This window comes from Nocardioides sp., from assembly GCF_030149505.1.
Classification (GTDB): domain Bacteria; phylum Actinomycetota; class Actinomycetes; order Propionibacteriales; family Nocardioidaceae; genus Nocardioides.
The window spans coordinates 1-18094 of record NZ_JASBRN010000013.1; the positions used below are offsets into that span (position 1 = coordinate 1).

19 protein-coding genes are annotated in these 18094 nt (G+C 73.1%); 17 read left to right on the forward strand and 2 right to left on the reverse strand.

The features are described 5' to 3' along the window. Window positions 1-337 precede the first annotated feature (337 nt). The 10 genes from Q1V71_RS02420 (at window position 338) to Q1V71_RS02465 (ending at window position 8931) form a co-directional block, all read left to right on the forward strand. A complete protein-coding gene (locus Q1V71_RS02420; protein WP_300640273.1) occupies window positions 338-1147 on the forward strand; it encodes an Ig-like domain-containing protein in 810 nt (269 codons plus the stop codon). Window positions 1148-1236: 89 nt separating this feature from the next. Beyond that, window positions 1237-1788, forward strand: coding sequence for a hypoxanthine phosphoribosyltransferase (gene hpt / locus Q1V71_RS02425; RefSeq protein ID WP_300640276.1), 552 nt, complete (start codon window positions 1237-1239; stop codon window positions 1786-1788). Window positions 1789-1891: 103 nt separating this feature from the next. Then, a complete protein-coding gene (gene ftsH, locus Q1V71_RS02430) occupies window positions 1892-3949 on the forward strand; it encodes an ATP-dependent zinc metalloprotease FtsH (protein ID WP_300640279.1) in 2058 nt (685 codons plus the stop codon). A gap of 145 nt (window positions 3950-4094) precedes the next feature. After that, on the forward strand, window positions 4095-4718 hold the full coding sequence (gene folE, locus Q1V71_RS02435; protein WP_300640282.1) for a GTP cyclohydrolase I FolE: 624 nt from the start codon (window positions 4095-4097) through the stop codon (window positions 4716-4718). Window positions 4719-4776: 58 nt separating this feature from the next. Then, entirely contained in the window at window positions 4777-5610 is an 834-nt protein-coding gene (gene folP, locus Q1V71_RS02440) for a dihydropteroate synthase (RefSeq protein WP_300640285.1), read from the forward strand. Then, entirely contained in the window at window positions 5603-5974 is a 372-nt protein-coding gene (gene folB, locus Q1V71_RS02445) for a dihydroneopterin aldolase (RefSeq protein WP_300640288.1), read from the forward strand. The genes folP and folB overlap by 8 nt, the downstream gene beginning before the upstream one ends. Continuing rightward, a complete protein-coding gene (gene folK, locus Q1V71_RS02450; RefSeq protein WP_300640291.1) occupies window positions 5971-6540 on the forward strand; it encodes a 2-amino-4-hydroxy-6-hydroxymethyldihydropteridine diphosphokinase in 570 nt (189 codons plus the stop codon). The genes folB and folK overlap by 4 nt, the downstream gene beginning before the upstream one ends. Next, the gene (locus tag Q1V71_RS02455) at window positions 6537-7019 is read left to right on the forward strand and encodes a DUF3180 domain-containing protein (RefSeq protein WP_300640294.1); all 483 of its coding nucleotides are present in this window, start codon (window positions 6537-6539) and stop codon (window positions 7017-7019) included. Before folK ends, Q1V71_RS02455 begins: the two co-directional genes overlap by 4 nt. Before the next feature lie 10 nt (window positions 7020-7029). Further along, on the forward strand, window positions 7030-7659 hold the full coding sequence (locus Q1V71_RS02460; protein WP_300640297.1) for a hypothetical protein: 630 nt from the start codon (window positions 7030-7032) through the stop codon (window positions 7657-7659). 165 nt (window positions 7660-7824) lie between these two features. After that, window positions 7825-8931, forward strand: coding sequence for a GNAT family N-acetyltransferase (locus Q1V71_RS02465; protein WP_300640300.1), 1107 nt, complete (start codon window positions 7825-7827; stop codon window positions 8929-8931). 47 nt (window positions 8932-8978) lie between these two features. Here the strand turns inward: Q1V71_RS02465 and Q1V71_RS02470 are convergent, their stop codons facing one another. Then, window positions 8979-10019 (reverse strand): ABC transporter ATP-binding protein, encoded by a 1041-nt coding sequence (locus Q1V71_RS02470; RefSeq protein ID WP_300640302.1) that lies wholly within the window; start codon window positions 10017-10019, stop codon window positions 8979-8981. Between the two features lie 4 nt (window positions 10020-10023). On the opposite strand from Q1V71_RS02470, the gene Q1V71_RS02475 reads away from it, so the two are divergent. Genes Q1V71_RS02475 through Q1V71_RS02485 form a run of 3 tightly spaced genes read left to right on the forward strand, consistent with a single transcriptional unit; the run spans window position 10024 to window position 12565 of the window. Continuing rightward, window positions 10024-10821, forward strand: a complete 798-nt coding sequence (locus tag Q1V71_RS02475; RefSeq protein WP_300640305.1) for an ABC transporter permease — start codon at window positions 10024-10026, stop codon at window positions 10819-10821. Further along, window positions 10818-11600, forward strand: a complete 783-nt coding sequence (locus Q1V71_RS02480) for an ABC transporter permease (protein WP_300640308.1) — start codon at window positions 10818-10820, stop codon at window positions 11598-11600. Before Q1V71_RS02475 ends, Q1V71_RS02480 begins: the two co-directional genes overlap by 4 nt. Further along, complete coding sequence (locus tag Q1V71_RS02485; RefSeq protein WP_300640312.1) at window positions 11597-12565, forward strand: ABC transporter substrate-binding protein; 969 nt, start codon at window positions 11597-11599, stop codon at window positions 12563-12565. The genes Q1V71_RS02480 and Q1V71_RS02485 overlap by 4 nt, the downstream gene beginning before the upstream one ends. A gap of 200 nt (window positions 12566-12765) precedes the next feature. On the opposite strand, the gene Q1V71_RS02490 is transcribed toward Q1V71_RS02485, so the two are convergent. Continuing rightward, complete coding sequence (locus Q1V71_RS02490) at window positions 12766-13887, reverse strand: glycosyltransferase (RefSeq protein WP_300640315.1); 1122 nt, start codon at window positions 13885-13887, stop codon at window positions 12766-12768. 67 nt (window positions 13888-13954) lie between these two features. Between Q1V71_RS02490 and Q1V71_RS02495 the strand changes: the two genes are divergently transcribed. The 4 genes from Q1V71_RS02495 (at window position 13955) to panC (ending at window position 18080) form a co-directional block, all read left to right on the forward strand. Beyond that, window positions 13955-15076 carry a sulfotransferase family protein gene (locus Q1V71_RS02495; protein WP_300640318.1) on the forward strand — a complete coding sequence of 374 codons (1122 nt, stop codon included), beginning with the start codon at window positions 13955-13957 and terminating at the stop codon, window positions 15074-15076. 15 nt (window positions 15077-15091) lie between these two features. Next, a complete protein-coding gene (locus Q1V71_RS02500; RefSeq protein WP_300640321.1) occupies window positions 15092-16006 on the forward strand; it encodes a hypothetical protein in 915 nt (304 codons plus the stop codon). A 236-nt stretch (window positions 16007-16242) separates the two neighbouring features. Continuing rightward, window positions 16243-17199, forward strand: coding sequence for a Rossmann-like and DUF2520 domain-containing protein (locus Q1V71_RS02505; protein ID WP_300640323.1), 957 nt, complete (start codon window positions 16243-16245; stop codon window positions 17197-17199). Beyond that, complete coding sequence (gene panC / locus Q1V71_RS02510) at window positions 17196-18080, forward strand: pantoate--beta-alanine ligase (RefSeq protein ID WP_300640326.1); 885 nt, start codon at window positions 17196-17198, stop codon at window positions 18078-18080. Before Q1V71_RS02505 ends, panC begins: the two co-directional genes overlap by 4 nt. Window positions 18081-18094: the final 14 nt, after the last annotated feature.

Here is an 18094-nt window from a genome sequence, read left to right on the forward strand (position 1 = left end):
ACCTCGCAGCAGCAGCCGTCAACCTCCAGCGACTTCACAACAACGCACTGACCACCTGAGCACCGCTCCGGGCACCCCCGTGCCCGCCACGTCCCAACACCCATCAGGCAAAGCCCAACAGCCACCTGCTTGAACCGGAACACCACACAGGGCGCTAATCCCCTGTGCCCACACCCGCCCCAGCCGCCCGACCAGAGCCCCCATGACCCAGAAGGGCCATCCGGGCAGCCGCGCAGGCAAAGCCTCGCCATTCCGGCTCATCCCGGTCCGGAACCGGCCGACCCTCAGGTCAGGGGAGTCGACCGCGCCCGCGGTCCGAGCCATGGGAGCACCACACATGAAGAAGCGTCTGAGCCTGCTGACCGTCCTGTTCGTCTTCCTGTCCGCGCTCGCGCCGGTCGGGACCGCCCACGCCAAGGGCGGGGGCGGCCCTGACGACGACGGCCCCCTGTGCTGGCTGCTCGCCTGGGGGTGCGACGACGACCGTGACGACGAGGACGAGGACGAGGACGGCGACGACGACGGTGTCGTGACCACCCAGCCGGCGTACCTGATCCAGGGTGTCGCCGTCGACGGCAACGGCAAGGGCGTCGACAACGTCGCGGTCCAGGCGCTCGACGCCAGCACGGGCGAGCCCGTCGCGACCGCGCTCACCTACGCCAGCGCCCGCCGCACCGGACCGCAGCACGGCTACTTCTACCTCTGGGTCGACCGGGGCGTGTACGACGTCGTGCTGGTCAAGCGCGGGTACGACGCCACCTTCCTCTCCGACGTGAACGTCCGCAGCGCCAAGCCGGTGAGCCTCGGCGAGCTCCGCCTCGACCTGCGCGACTGGCCGACCAGCACCGTCGCCGAGGTCCTCGACCCGGTCGTCGCCCCGCGCCAGTCGGTGGTGGTCTCGGTGGCCGTCGACAGCAAGCGGGCCAAGGTCACGGGTGGGCGACTCGTCGTCCTGGACGGCAAGAAGGTCCTCGCCACCCAGCGCCTGACGAGGGCCGACCAGGGTGTCGCCACCGTGGACCTGGGTCGGCTGCCGCGCGGCACGCACAGGCTGTCGGTGGAGTACCGCGGCGTCGACGGGCTGAAGTCTTCCAAGGCAAGGACCCTCAAGGTCGTGGTCGCCAAGCCGGGGGCCGGCCGCCGCTGAGCGGAGCGGGTCGGGCTGAGCGGGTCGGCACGCGGCCGGGACCCCGGCCGCGTGCCGCCCGACGGCGTACCGGTCGTAGGCTGCCGCCCATGGACTCTGCCCACGTGGAGAACGACCTCGTCAACGTGCTGTTCACCGAGGCCCAGATCCAGCAGCGGCTGCGGGAGATGGCCCAGGAGATCCAGCGCGACTACGAGGGCGAGGAGCTCCTCATCGTCGGCATCCTGCGGGGTGCGGTCATGGTGATGGCCGACCTGGCCCGCTCCTTCGAGCGCCACATCGAGATGGACTGGATGGCGGTGAGCTCCTACGGCTCGGGCACCAAGTCCAGCGGCGTCGTGCGCATCCTCAAGGACCTCGACACCGACATCAGCGGCCGGCACGTGGTGATCGTCGACGAGATCATCGACACCGGGCTCACGCTGTCGTGGCTGACCTCCAACCTCAGCAGCCGCAACCCCGCGAGCGTCGCGATCGCCACCCTGCTGCGCAAGCCCGAGGCCCTGCAGATGCCCGTCGACGTGAAGTACGTCGGGTGGGACATCCCCAACGAGTTCGTCGTCGGCTACGGCCTGGACTACCGCGAGAAGTACCGCAACCTGCGCGACATCGGCACCCTCGCCCCGCACGTCTACAGCTGAGCGCCAGTCCTCGAGGGCCTCGTTCCCAGCCTCCTGAGAGGATGGGAACGGTGGCGGCGGGTACCGTCGTCACTTCGAATCGTGCACCCAACGAGAGAAGTCCGTGAAGCGCATAGGCAAGAGTCCCTGGCTCTGGATCGTCGTGGCCGTGGTCGGCGTCCTGCTGGCCCTGCAGTTCCTGGCGCCCAGCGGGGGCGGCGACGAGATCACCTCCTCGGAGATGACGTCCTACATCGCCGAGGGCGAGGTCAAGGAGATCACCTTCGTCGACGGTGACCAGGAGATCCGCGCGATCCTCGACGACGGCGTCCGTGAGGAGGGTGCGGAGGTCCGCACCTTCTGGATCAGCGGCACCCAGTCGCGCCTCTACGTCCAGGCCCAGCAGCAGGTCGAGGCCGGGGAGATCGAGGAGCTCAGCACCGAGGTCTCCCGCCCGAGCGCGCTCGGCACCTTCCTCTTCTCGTTCCTGCCGCTGATCATCATCTTCATCGTCTTCCTGTGGCTGCTCAACAACATGCAGGGCGGCGGCGGCCGCGGCGTCATGCAGTTCGCCAAGTCCAAGGCCAAGCTGATCTCCAAGGACATGCCGAAGACGACCTTCGCCGACGTCGCCGGGTGCGACGAGGCGATCGAGGAGCTCGGCGAGATCAAGGAGTTCCTGCAGGAGCCGGCCAAGTTCCAGGCCGTCGGCGCCAAGATCCCCAAGGGCGTGCTGCTCTACGGCTCGCCCGGCACCGGCAAGACCCTGCTGGCCCGCGCGGTCGCGGGCGAGGCCGGTGTCCCCTTCTACTCCATCTCCGGCTCCGACTTCGTCGAGATGTTCGTCGGTGTGGGTGCGAGCCGCGTGCGCGACCTGTTCGAGCAGGCCAAGGAGAACGCCCCGGCCATCGTCTTCATCGACGAGATCGACGCCGTGGGCCGCCACCGCGGCACCGGCATGGGCGGCGGCCACGACGAGCGCGAGCAGACGCTCAACCAGCTGCTCGTGGAGATGGACGGCTTCGACGTACGAGGTGGGGTCATCCTCATCGCGGCCACCAACCGTCCCGACGTGCTCGACCCGGCGCTCCTGCGGCCCGGCCGCTTCGACCGGCAGATCCAGGTCGACGCCCCCGACCTGTCCGGTCGCGAGCAGATCCTGAAGGTCCACTCGCGCGGGAAGCCGCTGGCCACCGACGTCAACCTGCTCTCGGTCGCCCGCCGGACCCCCGGCTTCTCCGGCGCCGACCTGGCCAACGTCCTCAACGAGGCCGCGCTGCTCACCGCGCGCGCCAACGCCAAGCTCATCACCAACGAGGCGCTGGACGAGGCGATCGACCGCGTGATCGCCGGTCCGCAGCGGCGTACGCGCCTGATGAGCGAGAAGGAGAAGCTCATCACCGCCTACCACGAGGGCGGCCACGCCCTCGTCGCCGCGGCGCTCCCGGGCAACGACCCGGTCCACAAGATCACGATCCTGCCGCGCGGTCGGGCGCTGGGCTACACGATGGTGCTGCCCGACTCCGACAAGTACTCCCAGCCCCGCAGCCAGATGCTCGACCAGCTGGCCTACATGCTGGGCGGACGGGCCGCGGAGGAGCTGATCTTCCACGACCCGACCACCGGCGCCGGCAACGACATCGAGAAGGCCACCAACGTGGCCCGCGCGATGGTCACGCAGTACGGCATGACCGAGCGCCTCGGTGCCATCAAGCTCGGCGAGTCCGGCTCGCAGCCGTTCCTGGGCCGCGACCTGGGGCACTCGCGCGACTACTCCGAGTCGGTCGCCGCGATCGTCGACGAGGAGGTGAAGGCCCTGCTCGCGAACGCCCACCAGGAGGCCTTCGACATCCTCGAGGAGAACCGCGACGTCCTCGACGCCCTGGTCCTGGAGCTGCTGGACAAGGAGACGCTCGACAAGGAGCAGATCGCCCGGATCTTCGAGGCGCTGCGGATGCGCCCGGCCCGGCCCGCGTGGACCGGCTCCGACACCCGTCGCCCCTCGCAAATGCCCCCGGTCGAGATCCCCCAGGAGATCCGTGACCGGGCGCGCGCCAACGGCGTCGCGGAGCACCAGACCGCGGGCGCGGTCGTCACGCCCCCGGGCGCCGGCGGCGACGTGCACGGCGGCCCCGCGGCACCGGGTGGCCACGCGACCCCGCCGGGTCCCGACGCCCCCTGACGCCTGCCCCGGGACGGGCCACCGGCAGAGCGGCCCACCCGATCGGGTCAATCCGCGCAGGGGGACCGGGCCGAACCCACGTCGCACCACGCAGGTCACACCCCAGGACGGACTCACCGAGTCCCCGAGCGGATACCGAGCACCCATGACCGACATCATCACGACCCCCGATCGTGACCCGCAGGACATCCCCGCCTTCGACCACGCGCGCGCCGAGGCGGCCGTGCGGGAGCTGCTCGCCGCCATCGGCGAGGACCCCGACCGCGAGGGGCTGCGCGACACGCCGGCCCGCGTCGCCCGGGCGTACGCCGAGCTGACCGCGGGGCTGCGGATAACCCCGCAGGAGGTGCTGACCACCACCTTCGACCTCGGTCACGACGAGATGGTGCTGGTCCGCGACATCGAGCTGTGGTCGATGTGCGAGCACCACCTGGTGCCCTTCACGGGTGTCGCGCACGTCGGCTACATCCCTGCGACGTCCGGCAAGATCACCGGCCTGTCCAAGCTGGCCCGGCTGGTCGACGTCTACGCCAAGCGTCCTCAGGTCCAGGAGCGGCTCACGACCCAGGTCGCCGACGCCCTCATGGACATCCTCGAGGCCCGCGGCGTCATCGTCGTGATCGAGGCCGAGCACCTGTGCATGACCATGCGCGGGGTGAAGAAGGGCGGGGCGAGCACCATCACGTCGGCGGTGCGCGGCATCATGCACAACCACCCCACGCGCAGCGAGGCCATGGCGCTCATCCACGGCACCCGCGGCGCCCGCTGAGCCGATCGCGGCGCAGCGCGACACCGATCGGCACGTCCCGAGGAGGTCCGAGCAGCCGATGCCCCGACCGCTGGTGATGGGCGTGGTCAACGTGACCCCCGACTCCTTCTCCGACGGCGGTCGGTACGTCGAGCCGCGCGCTGCCGTGGCCCACGGCCTGGCGCTGCTGGAGCGGGGCGCCGACCTGCTCGACGTGGGTGGTGAGTCGACCCGGCCGGGGGCCACCCGGCCGCTGGTGGCCGAGGAGCTCGCCCGGGTCGTCCCGGTGATCACCGAGCTGGCGGCAGCCGGCGCGACGGTCTCGGTCGACACCATGCGCGCCGAGGTGGCCGCGGCCGCCCTCGAGGCGGGCGCGAGCATCGTCAACGACGTCTCCGGCGGGCTCGCCGACCCCGACATGCTCCCGCTCGTGGCCACCAGCGGGGCGACGTACGTCGCGATGCACTGGCGCGCGCACGCCGACCGGATGAGTGCCCACACCGACTACTCCGCCCACGGCGGGGTCGTGCCCGGCGTGGTGGCCGAGCTCGCGCAGCGGGTCGAGGCCGCGCTGGCGGCGGGGATCGACGCGGACCGGCTCGTGCTCGACCCCGGCCTGGGCTTCGCCAAGACCGCCGAGCAGAGCTGGGAGCTGCTGCGCGGGCTGGCCGCGCTGGACTCCCTCGGGCACCGGCTGCTCGTGGGCGCCAGCCGCAAGTCCTTCCTGGGCCGGCTCCTCGCCGACGCCGCGGGCGAGCCGCGGGCCGTCGACGACCGGGAGGCGGCCCACCTGGCCGTGGTGCTGCACTGCGCCCGGGCCGGGGTGTGGGGGGTGAGGGTGCACGACGTAGGTTCGTCATGCGACGCGCTCTCCGCCTGGGAGGCGCTGGAGGAAGGAGGGGCACGTGGCTGACGAGCTGTCCGTCACCGGCATCGAGTGCTGGGGCCACCACGGCGTCTTCGAGCACGAGCGGCGCGAGGGCCAGCCCTTCGTCATCGACCTGCAGCTCGGCCTGGACACCCGTCCGGCCGCCGCGTCCGACGACTTGCGCGACACCGTGGACTACGGAAGTCTCGTGGCGCAGGTGAAGGCCGCGGTCGAGCGCGACCCGGTCGACCTGATCGAGACCCTCATCCACCGCATCTCGGAGGTGTGCCTCATGGACAGCCGAGTGGAGTGGGCGAGGGTGACGGTGCACAAGCCGAACGCCCCCATCGACGCGACGTTCTCGGACGTCACGCTCACGACGACCAGGACCCGCGAGGAGCTTTCGTGACCGAGGTGCCCAACCCGCACATCATCGACGCCGACACCCTGACCGGCGAGATGCGCCCGATCCGGCGCGCGGTCCTGGCGATCGGCTCCAACCTCGGCGAGCGGATGGCGACCCTGCAGGGCGCGGTCAACGCGATCGCCGACACCCCCGACGTGTGGGTCACCGGTGTCTCCCCGGTCTACGAGACCGAGCCGGTCGACAGCCCCGAGGGCTCCAAGCCCTTCCTCAACGCCGTCGTCCTCATCGACACCACGCTGGCCGCGACCCGCCTGCTCGACCGCGCCCTGGCGATCGAGGACGCCTTCGACCGTGAGCGCGGCGAGGTCCGCAACGCCCCGCGCACCCTCGACGTGGACCTGATCGTCGTCGGCGACCGCCGCAGCGCCACCGACGAGCTGCAGCTCCCGCACCCGCGGGCGGCCGAGCGCGCCTTCGTCCTGAAGCCGTGGTTCGACCTCGAGCCCGACGCCGTCATCCCCGACCGCGGCCCGATCGCCGACCTGCTGGCCGCGGTGGGCCTCGACGGCGTCACCCTGCGCGACGACCTGGCCCTCGGGCTGGAGTGACCGAGCCGCCCCGGGAGGCTCCGACCGGCACGATCCGGCCGGTCTCCCCGGTCGTGCTCGTGCTGCTGGCCCTGGCCGGGCTGGTGCTCGGGTGGCTGCTGCGCCCGGTCTCGGTCGAGCTGCGCGGGGTCGCCCCCGTCGTCACCTGGCCGCAGCCGACGCTGCTGGCGTTCGTCGCGGTCGCGCTCGGGCGGTTCGCCTGGGACACCCGCCGCACGCTCAAGCGCCGCCCCGACCTCCTCGAGCCGCACCGGGCGGTCAACCGGCTCGCGTTCGGCCGGGCGGCGTCGTACGTCGGGAGCGTGGCGGGTGGCGGGTACGCCGGCTACGCCCTGGCCTGGCTCGGCTCGCGCGGCCCGCTGGCCGGTGACCGGGTGCTCTGGTCGGGCCTCGCGGCGCTCGCGGCTGTGGCGGTCGTCGCGTGCGGCGTGCTGCTCGAGCGTGCGTGTCGCGTCCGGCTGGACGACTCCGCGCCCTAACCTGGACGGCATGACTTCCCCAGCGGCCACTCCCGTCACACAGGTCACGTCGGCCGCGACCGCCCGACGGCGCCAGCGCTCGACCCGGCTGAGCGTTGCCACCCTGCTGCTGGTCGTCTCCGCGACCCTGGTCGCCGGCACCGCCGCGTCCGGCTCGTGGCTGCTGCTGGTGCTCGCCGCCGCCGGGGCCGTGGTGCTCGGCGCCGCCGCGACGCGCATCACCCACGCCGAGCTCGTGCAGTCGCGCCGCGACGCCGCCCGCGACCGGGCCGAGCAGGCGCAGGCCTACCGCCGCCTCGCCGAGGAGCGCTCCGCCGAGCACACCGCCCGCGTCGAGGACCTCCGCTCCCGCATCGCCGAGCGCGAGCAGGCGCTCACCGAGCTCGGCACCGTCCTGTCCGCGACCCAGCGCCAGGCCGCCGACGCGGCCCGCGACCTCGCCGCCGAGCGCCGCCGCACCGACCGCCTCGAGGAGGACCTCCTCGTCGCCACCCGCGCCCTGGACGCCGCCTCCGAGCAGACCACTGACGCGATCATGCGCGTGGCCGAGCTCGAGCAGGAGGTCGACGTCCTGCGCGCCGAGCTCGACACGGTCACCGCCGCCTGGCACGCCGCCGAGGGGCGTCGCAAGCACGCCTGAGCCCGGGGCGGGTCGGGGCTACTCCGAATCAATTCTGATGCTCAGCTCGCGTGGAGCATCAGAAATGATTCGGACTTTCCGCGCGCGGACGGCGCTGCTCGACCGACAGCGGCGCAGCCCGCACCGGCCGCCCGGGTGAGACGACCTGCGGCATGATGAGGCCGCGTGATCCCCGAGGAGAGCCGCTTCGAGTCCGATCCCGAGGAGCTGGTGGGGGACCCGCCGCTGCCTGACGGCTGGGAGATCGGTACGCCGGACGCGACCGACCGGTTCGAGGTCGCCCGCCTGACGCACCTGCTGCGGGCCCACGAGCGCCACGGGCGCGGCTGGGCCGGGGCCAGCGTCGACGACGTGCTGGTCGAGGTGTCCGAGCACGGGCTGCGCACGCGCGAGAACGTCGTCGTCCGCGACCCCGAGGGCCAGATCCAGGCCTGGGGCAGCGTGCACGACCGCGCCGGCGGGCGGATGCTCTACGTCCACATCGTCTCCCGCGAGCTGGCCCACCCGATCGCGCGCAAGTGCTCCGACGTCCTTATCGAGTGGGCGCGCGGCCAGGCCCGCGCGGTGGGCGCGGCGCGGGGGCTGGAGACCCAGCAGATCGACACCGGTGCCTTCGAGGGCGACGACCGGCAGTACGCCTGGCTCACCAGCGCCGGCTTCCGCAAGGTCCGCACCTGGTGGCAGATGACCCGCCCGGTGGAGCCGCACGAGGTCGAGCTGGTGCCCGACCCCGACGAGTGGGAGGCGCGCGGCGCCCGGTTCCGGCTGGTCGACCGGGAGGGGCAGGGGCTCCCCGACGAGGAGGACCTGCGCGCGGTGCACGACGTCCTCGAGGCCGCGTTCACCGACCACTTCAACTCCTTCGAGGAGTCCTACGCCGAGTTCCTGCACCGGCTGCGCGAGGACCCCGGCCACCGCTGGAACCACTGGTGGCTGGCCGAGCTCGTCGACGACGTCCCCGAGGGCCTGGACGCGCCCGCCGGCCGCCACCCCGCGGTGGGGGCCCTGATCGGGACGGTCTCCCACAACGCGACGGGTCCGGACTCGTCGTACGTCTCCTACATCGGGGTCGTCGACGCCGCCCGCGGCCGTGGGGTCGCCAAGGGACTGCTGCGCACCGTCATCGCCGACGCCGCCCGTCGCGGCCGGGTCTCGGTCGGGCTCGAGGTCGACGCTGACTCCTCCACCCACGCCCACCAGCTCTACGAGTCGATGGGTTGGCGCACGAAGTACGTCACGGAGTCCTGGCACCTGGACGTGCCGGTCGAGTGAGTCGCTGCGGGGCCGACGCGTGGCCGCTGAACCTGGCCGCGCTCGGGTCAGGCCAAGGCCCGCCGCAACGCCCGGTGCACCCCGGCGGGCGTGAGCACCCCGACGAACGCCGCACCGTCGCGCACCCCCACCATCGCCCGGTCCTCGCGCAGCATCGCGGCGAGCGCCTGCTCGAGCGTGGAGTCCAGCGGGATCGCGGCGCCGAGCTGACCGCCGGTGACACCCTCGAGCGGCTCGAGGTCCTCGACCCGCAGGGGTACGACGGAGAGCCGGCGCAGCCCGGACTCCGAGCCCACGAAGCCCGCGACCTGGTCGTCGGCCGGGCGGGCCAGCAGCTCCAGCGGGGTGCCGACCTGGGCCAGCCGCCCGCCCTCGGCGAAGACGGCGACCCGGTCGCCCATCGCCACGGCCTCGTCGATGTCGTGGGTGACCATGACGACGGTCTTGCCCAGCGAGCGCTGCAGCGCGCGGAACTCCTCCTGCAGCCGCACCCGCACCACCGGGTCGACCGCACCGAACGGCTCGTCCATCAGCAGCACGGGCGGGTCGGCCGCGAGCGCGCGGGCCACGCCGACGCGCTGGCGCTGGCCGCCGGAGAGCTGGTGGGGGTAGCGCGAGCCGTGCGCGGCGGGGTCGAGCCCGACCAGCGCGAGCAGCTCCTCTGCCCGGGACCGGGCCGAAGGGCGGGACGTGCCGACCATGAGCGGCACGGTCATGACGTTGTCGACGACCCTCTGGTGCGGGAAGAGCCCGACCTGCTGGATGACGTAGCCGATGCCGCGGCGCAGCTCGACCGGGTCGACCCCGGTGACGTCGCGGCCGTCGATCTCGATCGAGCCGGTGGTGGGCTCGATCAGCCGGTTGACCATCTTCAGCGTCGTCGACTTGCCGCAGCCCGACGGCCCCACGAGCACGACCGTCTCCCCGCGACCGACCTCGAGGTCGAGGTCGTGCACGGCGACGGTTCCGTCGTCGTACCTCTTCGAGACCCCGGACAGGCGGATCATCGGGTCGGCGGAGCGGTGCGCGACAGGCCCGGGCGCGTCGCGCCCCACCCGGGCAGCGGCGTCGGAGCCGGTAGCGTCCATGCGCGTGACCCTACTCGCGGCGACCCTCGCCCCCCGGGCGGCGAGCGGGCTCCTCGGCGGGCGGGTCGGCGAGCGGGTGGGCGAGCAGGCGGCGGCCGTCGACGCGGGCACGGAGCCCCGCTGCTACAGCCGCCTGGTCAACGAGTGGTTCTGCTGGGACTACGTCCGCGACTACCGGCCCGAGATCCTCGACGCCACCGTCCAGCACCTGCTCATCACGCTCGCCGCGGTGCTGCTCGGGCTGGTCATCGCCTTCCCGCTGGCGCTGCTAGCGCGTCGCTACCCCCGCCTCGAGAGCACGATCCTCGGCGTCAGCACCGGGCTCTACACCGTGCCCTCGATCGCGCTCTTCCCGCTGCTGGTGCCGTTCACCGGCCTCAGCGCCACGACCGTCGTCATCGGGCTGGCGCTCTACGCCTTGACGATCCTGGTGCGCGCGCTGCTCGAGGGCTTGCGCGCGGTCCCGGAGGACGTGCGCGAGGCCGCGCGCGGCCTGGGGTACGGCGCCGGGCGGCTGCTCCTGCGGGTCGAGCTGCCCCTCGCCGTACCCGTCCTCGTCGCCGGGCTGCGCGTGGCCACCGTCTCGACCGTGGCGCTCACGACCGTGGGCAGCCTGGTCTCCTACGGCGGGCTGGGGAACCTCATCCGCGACGGGGTCCAGGGCAACTTCCGCGCCGAGCTGATGACCGCCGCGGTGCTCTGCGTCGCGCTGGCGGTGCTCCTCGACGTGCTGCTGGTGCTGGTGCAGCGGGCCGCGACACCGTGGACCCGCGGGCGGCAGGGGCAGGGGGCGAGCGCGTGAGGGTCCTCCAGGACGCGTGGCGCTACCTCACCGACGCCAGCAGCTGGACCGGGGACGGCGGGATGCTGGCGCTGCTGGCAGAGCAGCTGCTCCTCACCGCGGGCGCGCTGGGGATCGCGGTGCTCGTCGGCCTGCCGCTGGCGCTGTGGCTGGGGCACGTCGGCCGCGGCGGCTTCCTCGCCATCAACATCACCAACGTCGGGCGCGCCGTCCCGACCTTCGCGCTGCTGGCGCTGCTGGTGACCGCCGACCCGTGGGGTTGGACGGGTGACCTCTTCCCGGGCACCGCCACCCTCGGGCCCTTCGGGCGCGGCGGCGCCGCGACCCTGGTCGCGCTGGCGCTCTTCGCGCTGCCGCCGATCATCACCAACGCCTACACCGCCGTGCGCGAGGTGCCCGCCGAGGTGCGCGAGGCCGCCCGGGGCATGGGGATGAACGGCTGGCAGGTGTTCCGCCGCGCGGAGTGGCCGCTGGCGCTGCCGCTCGTGGCCTCTGGAGTGCGCCTGGCGCTGGTGCAGGTCTGGGCGACCGCCACGATCGCCGCGCTGGTCGCCGGGCCCGGCCTGGGCCGGGTCATCACCGACGGCTTCTTCCGCACGCAGTACGGCAAGGGCATCGCCGGCGCGCTCGTCGTGGCGGCCGTGGCGCTGGTGCTCGAGCTGCTCGCCGCGGGGGTGCAGCGCGCCGTCACCCCACCCGGCGCGGCGGGAAACGCAGGCGCCGCCTCACCCGGACGGTCCCGGCGCACGTCCCCGGACGCCCCTACGGTTGGCCCATGACGCTCCGACGCTCCCTGCACCGACGCCTCGCCCCGCTCCTCGCGGTCGGCACCGTCCTCCTCATGACCGCCACCGCCTGCGCCGGCGACGACCTCGCCGAGGACACCGGCTCCGACGACACCACCCCGTCCGCCTCCGGCGGCGGCCCGGTCACCATCGCCAGCCAGTCCTTCCCGGAGGCCGCGCTGGTCACCTCGATGTACGAGCAGCTGCTCGCCGACGCCGGCTACGAGCCGACCGTCAACCTCGTCGACGCCCGTGACGCCTACATGGCCGACTTCCCCGGGTCGGTGGACGTGGTGCCGGAGTACGTCGGCGGCATCGTCAACTTCCTCAACAGCCGCGCCAACGGCGACGACGCCGAGCCGTTCGTCGCCGGCGACGGCCAGGAGCTCGCCGACCAGGGGGCCGACCTGCTCGACGAGGCGGGCATCACCCTGCTCGAGCTCTCCGAGGCCACCGACACCAACGCCTTCTTCGTCACCCAGGAGCGCGCCGAGGAGGAGGGCTGGACCGCCCTGTCCGACCTCGAGGGCGAGTCCGTCGTCCTGGCCGCGGCCCCCGACTGCGAGGGTCGCCTCGACTGCGAGGGCGGCCTCACCGACGAGTACGGCATCGACATCACCGAGATCCTGCCGCTGGGCTACGCCTCCGACCAGACCTACCAGTCGGTCATCGACGGCGAGTCCGACCTGGGCCTGACCGCCACCACCGACGGCACCCTGGACTCCCTCGGCCTGGTCGTCCTCGAGGACGACCGCGAGATCCAGCCCGCGCAGAACCTCGTCCCCGCCGTCGCCACCGACTTCCTCGAGGAGAACCCCGACGTCGCCGACATCCTCGAGCCGCTGATGGCCGCGCTGACCACCGAGAAGCTCACCGAGCTCAACGGCCGGATCACCGTCGACCGCGAGCAGACCGAGGACGTGGCCCGGGACTTCCTGGAGTCCGAGGGCCTCATCTGAGGCGCTTCCGGGTTTGTCGGCTACCCGACAAACCCGGAAGTACGACGACGAAGTTCTGTCGTGGCGCTTCCGGGTTCTGACGTCAGCCGACAAACCCGGGCGCCCGGGTTTGTCGGCCACCCGACAAATCTCCCGATGAGTGGCCCCTGAGGCGCCGGGAGCGCCCCTCGGCGGCGGCCGTCCGGGTGCTCACCCCAGCCCTACTCGCCCGGCCGCACCACCAGCGCCGACCGAGCGATCGTGGCGACGTCCAGGAACGGCACGTCCAGCAGCACAGTGTCCCCGTCGGGCCCCCCCGCCCGCCGCCGGCCGATCGGGCCCTCGCCCAGCCGCGTCATCAGCAGCGCGGCCTCCTCGCGCCGCCCCTGCTCGACCAGCCACCCGCAGAGCCGGTGCACCGGAGGCAGGATCGAACGGGTCAGCGAGCGGTCCCCGCCCCAGATGGACAGCACCCCGTCGCGGAGCAGCGCCCACCACTCGTCGCTGCACCCGGGGATCTCGGTGAAGTAGCGGTGCATGTCGCCGGCGAGCACCTTCTCCCGCAGCACCCGGGTCACCTTGGCGTCGCCGTAGTCCTCGACCGAGGCCAGGGTCATCTGCTTGGTGCGCCACCGGTCGCGCAGGTCCTCGATCGAGGAGCGCTGCTGGGTGATCGAGGAACCGTCGGCGCGGATCCGCCAGTGGTAGACGATGTCCGGCACCACCCCGAAGCGCCGCGCCGCCAGGAACGCCCGGGTCGTCGTCGGCTGGTCCTCGTAGCGCACGCCCTCGGGCCACGACAGCCCCGCGCGGTCCCAGAACTCGCGCGTGAAGAGCTTGTTCCACGCGAAGACGTCACCCAGGATCTCGGGGTGCTGGTCGATGAAGGCCATCCGTCGCGGGTGCAGCCGCCGCATCCAGCGCGGCTCGTCGAGGAGGTCCCCCTCGTGCGGGAACCACCGCGCGATCGAGCCGGTCACCAGGTCGCAGCCGCCGCGCCGCATCTGCTTGTGCAGCACCTCGTACGCCGTCGGCGGCACGACGTCGTCACTGTCCGCGAAGGCCAGCAGCGCCCCGCGTGCAGCTGCGACGCCGGCGTTGCGCGCCGCGCCGAGCCCGTGGTTGCTGGTGTGGAGCACCCGCACGACGTCGGGGTGGGCGGCGGCGTACGCGTCGGCGACCCGGCCGGTGGAGTCGGTCGACCCGTCGTCGACGACCACCACCTCGAGCGGCGCGTAGGTCTGTGCCAGCAGGCTGTCGAGGCACTCCGCGAGGTAGTCCTCGACGTCGTACGCCGGCACCACGACCGACAGCAGCGGCCGCTCGCGGCGCCAGGAGACCATGGTGCGAACGCTAGCGCCGAGCCCGTCGATGCCAGGCGAGGCCCGCGCGGCGATAGAGTCCCCTCCCGTGAGTGCCCAGCCCGACGCCTTCACCGTGCCCGCCGACCCCGACCCGATGTCGTACGACCGCAAGGTCCTCTTCGTCGCCGGAGCCGGTCGTTCCGGCACGAGCACGATGGCGGGGCTGATGAAGATCATGGGCCTGCACGTGCCGCAGCCCGAGGTCGAGCCCGACGAGACCAACCCCAGGGGCTTCGCCGAGCCCGCGTGGGTCGTCGAGCACCACTCGCGACTGCTGCGCGAGGCGGTCGTGCAGGTCAGCGACTCCCGCCCCGACGCGTGGTTCGAGACCGGCCGGGTCGCCACCCGCGAGCCCGAGCGGATCAAGACCGCCGAGTGGCTGGAGGGGCACTTCGCGGTCAACCCCGAGCTGGTCGTGAAGGACCCGCGGCTCTCCTGGTTCCTCAGCCTGTGGCGGGTCGCGGCGATCCGCTGCGGCGCCACCCCCGTGTTCGCGACGATGCTGCGCCCGCCGAGCGAGGTCGTCGGCTCGAAGCAGAAGTACTACGCCAACCGGCTCGGCTCCGCGCACCTCGCGGCCTCCTGGCTCAACATGCTGCTGCACACCGAGCGCGCCACCCGCGAGTCGGTCGCCGACGGCGGGCGCGTGTTCATCCGGTACGCCGACCTGCTCGACGACTGGACCAAGGCCGTGATGTACACCGGCGAGCAGCTGGGCCTCCAGCACATCCTGCACGCCAAGTCCGAGCGGATCCGCGACGCGCACCGCTTCGTCGACCCCGGCCTGCGCCGCGTCTCCGGCACCCTCGACGACCTCGGGCTGCCGAAGCGGCTGCACGAGCTGGTCGCCGAGACCTGGAACGAGCTCAACAAGCTCGCCGACCACGACGGCGACACCCCGGCCGTGCACGAGGCGCTCGACCAGCTCCGCGAGGGCTACGTCGAGCTCTACGAGGAGTCCGAGGCGATCTCGCGCTCCTCGGTCGTGGCCGCCGAGCAGAAGACGCGTCGTGGCCGCGACAAGGGCGAGGGCCCCGCGGGCGAGCCCGGCGCCAAGGACGCCGCGGACCCGGCGTACGTCGCCGACAGGATCCCGCACGGCCTGCGTGCCGCCATCCCACCGGGGGTCCGTCGCGGCCTGCGCAAGGCCGTCGGCCGCGAGCGCTGAGCACCGGCTGACGACGTGAACGCGATCCGCAACCCCGAGGGCCTCACCAACCTCGAGGGCCACACCGAGTTCGACATCACCTGGCCGTGGAACCGCCCCGGCGGCCTGCGCGCCGGGGCGACCGCGGTGCTGCGGGTCAAGGACGAGGCGCCCTCGCTGCCGTTCGTCCTGCCGCCGCTGCTGCGCGCGACCGACCACGTCGTCGTGGTCGACAACGGCTCGACCGACGGCACCCCGGAGGTCACGGCGGAGGCCGCGGCGAAGGCAGGTCTGGCGCACAAGCTGACCCAGCTCTCCTACCCCTTCGAGGTCGCCCGTGCCGGCGCCGAGCACCTCGACCAGCACGAGCTGTCGGTGCACTCGCTGTCGTACTTCTACAACTGGTGCTTCGCGCAGGTGCAGACCCGCTACTCGTGGAAGTGGGACGGCGACATGGTCCTCACCACCGAGGGCGAGATCTCGATGGCGGACCTGACCTGGCAGGTCGGCGGCGTGCAGTCGATCATCCGGGTCCCGCGGCACGGTCTCTACCTCGACTCCGACTTCCACGGCTACCTCGACCTCGGGCTGCGCAACGCCGAGGAGTGGGGCTACCCGGTCGGCCCGGACTTCGTGTTCACCAAGGCCTTCGAGTGGGAGATCCGCTCCACGCCCGAGGGCTGCCGCTCGATCGGCCTGCCGCAGGGCCTGTGCGTGGAGCTGAAGTACCTCCACGGCGACGAGTTCGCGCACTGGACCGACCCGGAGTCCTTCGCGACCTCCTGGCGCAACCGCCGCAAGCGCCGCGAGTGGGCGGTCTTCCACGCCCTCAAGGAGGGCACGGTGCCCCCAGGCGTCCACGAGATCACCGCCCCCGAGGGCGTGCACATCGTGGACCACGTCACCCGGACCTGGCTGCCCCGCGCCCCCCGCCCCCTCGAGGTGGGCTGAGAGAGTCCGCGCCGACCCTTCTTCCGACGAGCCGGCTCGGCGACACAGGGTCGACCCACGCCACCCCGAGCCGTGTCGGACAGGTCACACCAAAGGACCGGTGACGGGCGCGGCCGCCTGTGCGTACCGTTGACGCTGCAGGACAGCCACACACACCAGACGAGCACGACGTCCGGTACCCACCCCGGCCCGGGACCCCCGGGTGGTCGGAGGGACTGGAACGAAAGGTTCAGACCATGCCTCACCCCGCACTGCGGGTGGGCGTCGTCGGCGCGGGTCGCGTCGGGGCCGTCCTCGCCGCCCGGCTGCGCGCCGCGGGCCACCACGTCGTGGCTGCCGCCGGCGACTCCGACGCCACGCTGGAGCGGATCGCGACCCTGCTGCCCGGGGTCCCCAACGCCAAGCCCACGGCCGTCGCACGCGAGTGCGACGTCCTGCTCCTGACCGTCCCCGACGACATGCTGGCCAACGTCGTCACGACGCTGGCCCACGCCGGTGCCCTCCACGCGGGGCAGCACGTCGTGCACACCTCCGGCCGCCACGGCCTGGCCGTCCTCGAGCCGGCCGCCGCGGTCGGGGCCCGCACCGCCGCGGTGCACCCGGCGATGACCTTCTCCGGCACCTCCGTCGACCTCGACCGGCTCTCCGGCTGCGTCTTCGGCCTGACCGCGCCCGAGGCCGAGCGGCCCTTCGCCGAGGCGCTGGTCGCCGACCTCGGCGGCCGCCCCATGTGGGTGCCCGAGGAGATGCGCACGCTCTACCACGCGGGCCTGGCCCATGGCGCCAACCACCTCGTCACGCTGGTGACCGAGGCGATGGAGATCCTGACCGCCGCGGGGGCCACCGACCCGGCCGGCACGCTGCGCCCGCTGCTGACCGCCGCCCTCGACAACGCCCTCGACCGGGGCGACGCGGCCCTCACCGGCCCGATCGTTCGCGGCGACGCCGGCACGGTGGCCGCGCACCTCGAGGACCTGCGGACCACCGCGCCGCAGACGCTGGCGTCGTACGTCGCCCTGGCGCGGGCCACGCTCGGCCGTGCGGTCACCGACGGGCGGCTGCTGCCGATCCGGGCGCTGAAGATCAAGGAGCTGCTCGACGACGCCGAGGCGACCGCCCGCGCCGCCGGGTGGACCGCCGGACGGGTCGGGCACACCGACCCGGCCGACCGCCGGCTGCGGGGGAGTCGGTGACCGGCCCGGCCGTCGTCACCACCCGCGCCGAGCTCGCCGCCCTGCTGGAGCCGCACCGCCGCGCGGGTTCGCGGACCGGGTTCGTGCCGACCATGGGCGCCCTTCACGAGGGCCACGCCTCGCTGCTGCGCGAGGCCCGCGAGCGGGTGGCGGGCGGCCCGGTCGTGGCGAGCGTCTTCGTCAACCCCACGCAGTTCGGGGAGGGCGAGGACCTCGACCGCTACCCCCGCACCCTCGAGGCCGACCTGCAGCTCTGCGCGCGGGAGGGCGTCGCGGTCGTCTTCGCCCCCGAGGTCGCCGAGATGTACCCCCACGGCGTGGGGGCCGACGACGGCGTCATGGTCCGCCCCGGCCCGCTGGCCAAGGTGCTGGAGGGCCGCACCCGCAAGGGGCACTACCGCGGCGTCCTGACCGTCGTCGCCAAGCTCTTCGGCCTGGTCCGCCCCGACGTGGCGGTCTTCGGCCAGAAGGACTACCAGCAGCTCGTCATGATCCGCCGGATGGTCGAGGACCTCTGCCTCGGCGTCGAGGTGGTCGGCGCCGAGACCGTCCGCGAGCCCGACGGCCTGGCGCTCTCGAGCCGCAACGCCTACCTCGACGAGGAGCAGCGCCGCCAGGCCACCGCCCTCTCCCGCACCCTGTACGCCGCCGTCGAGTCCGCCCCCTACGGACCCGGCCCCGCGCTGGACGCGGCGCGGGCAGTGCTGCGCGAGTCCGACGGGGTCGACCTGGACTACCTCGAGATCACCACCCCCGACCTCGGCCCGCTCCCCGAGGACCCGCCGCCGGGCTACGAGGCCCGGATCCTGATCGCCGCCCGGGTCGGCTCCACCCGCCTCATCGACAACCTCCCCCTGATCCTCGGCGCCCCCCGCGCCTGAGGAACGACACCGAA

What these genes read in the sequence shown, in the direction of transcription:
- Q1V71_RS02420 (WP_300640273.1), top strand. Translation starts at nt 338, where the DNA reads ATGAAGAAGCGTCTGAGCCTGCTGACCGTCCTGTTCGTCTTCCTGTCC.
- hpt (WP_300640276.1), top strand. Translation starts at nt 1,237, where the DNA reads ATGGACTCTGCCCACGTGGAGAACGACCTCGTCAACGTGCTGTTCACC.
- folE (WP_300640282.1), top strand. Translation starts at nt 4,095, where the DNA reads ATGACCGACATCATCACGACCCCCGATCGTGACCCGCAGGACATCCCC.
- folP (WP_300640285.1), top strand. Translation starts at nt 4,777, where the DNA reads ATGCCCCGACCGCTGGTGATGGGCGTGGTCAACGTGACCCCCGACTCC.
- Q1V71_RS02460 (WP_300640297.1), top strand. Translation starts at nt 7,030, where the DNA reads ATGACTTCCCCAGCGGCCACTCCCGTCACACAGGTCACGTCGGCCGCG.
- Q1V71_RS02470 (WP_300640302.1), bottom strand. Translation starts at nt 10,019, where the DNA reads ATGGACGCTACCGGCTCCGACGCCGCTGCCCGGGTGGGGCGCGACGCG.
- Q1V71_RS02485 (WP_300640312.1), top strand. Translation starts at nt 11,597, where the DNA reads ATGACGCTCCGACGCTCCCTGCACCGACGCCTCGCCCCGCTCCTCGCG.
- Q1V71_RS02490 (WP_300640315.1), bottom strand. Translation starts at nt 13,887, where the DNA reads ATGGTCTCCTGGCGCCGCGAGCGGCCGCTGCTGTCGGTCGTGGTGCCG.
- Q1V71_RS02505 (WP_300640323.1), top strand. Translation starts at nt 16,243, where the DNA reads ATGCCTCACCCCGCACTGCGGGTGGGCGTCGTCGGCGCGGGTCGCGTC.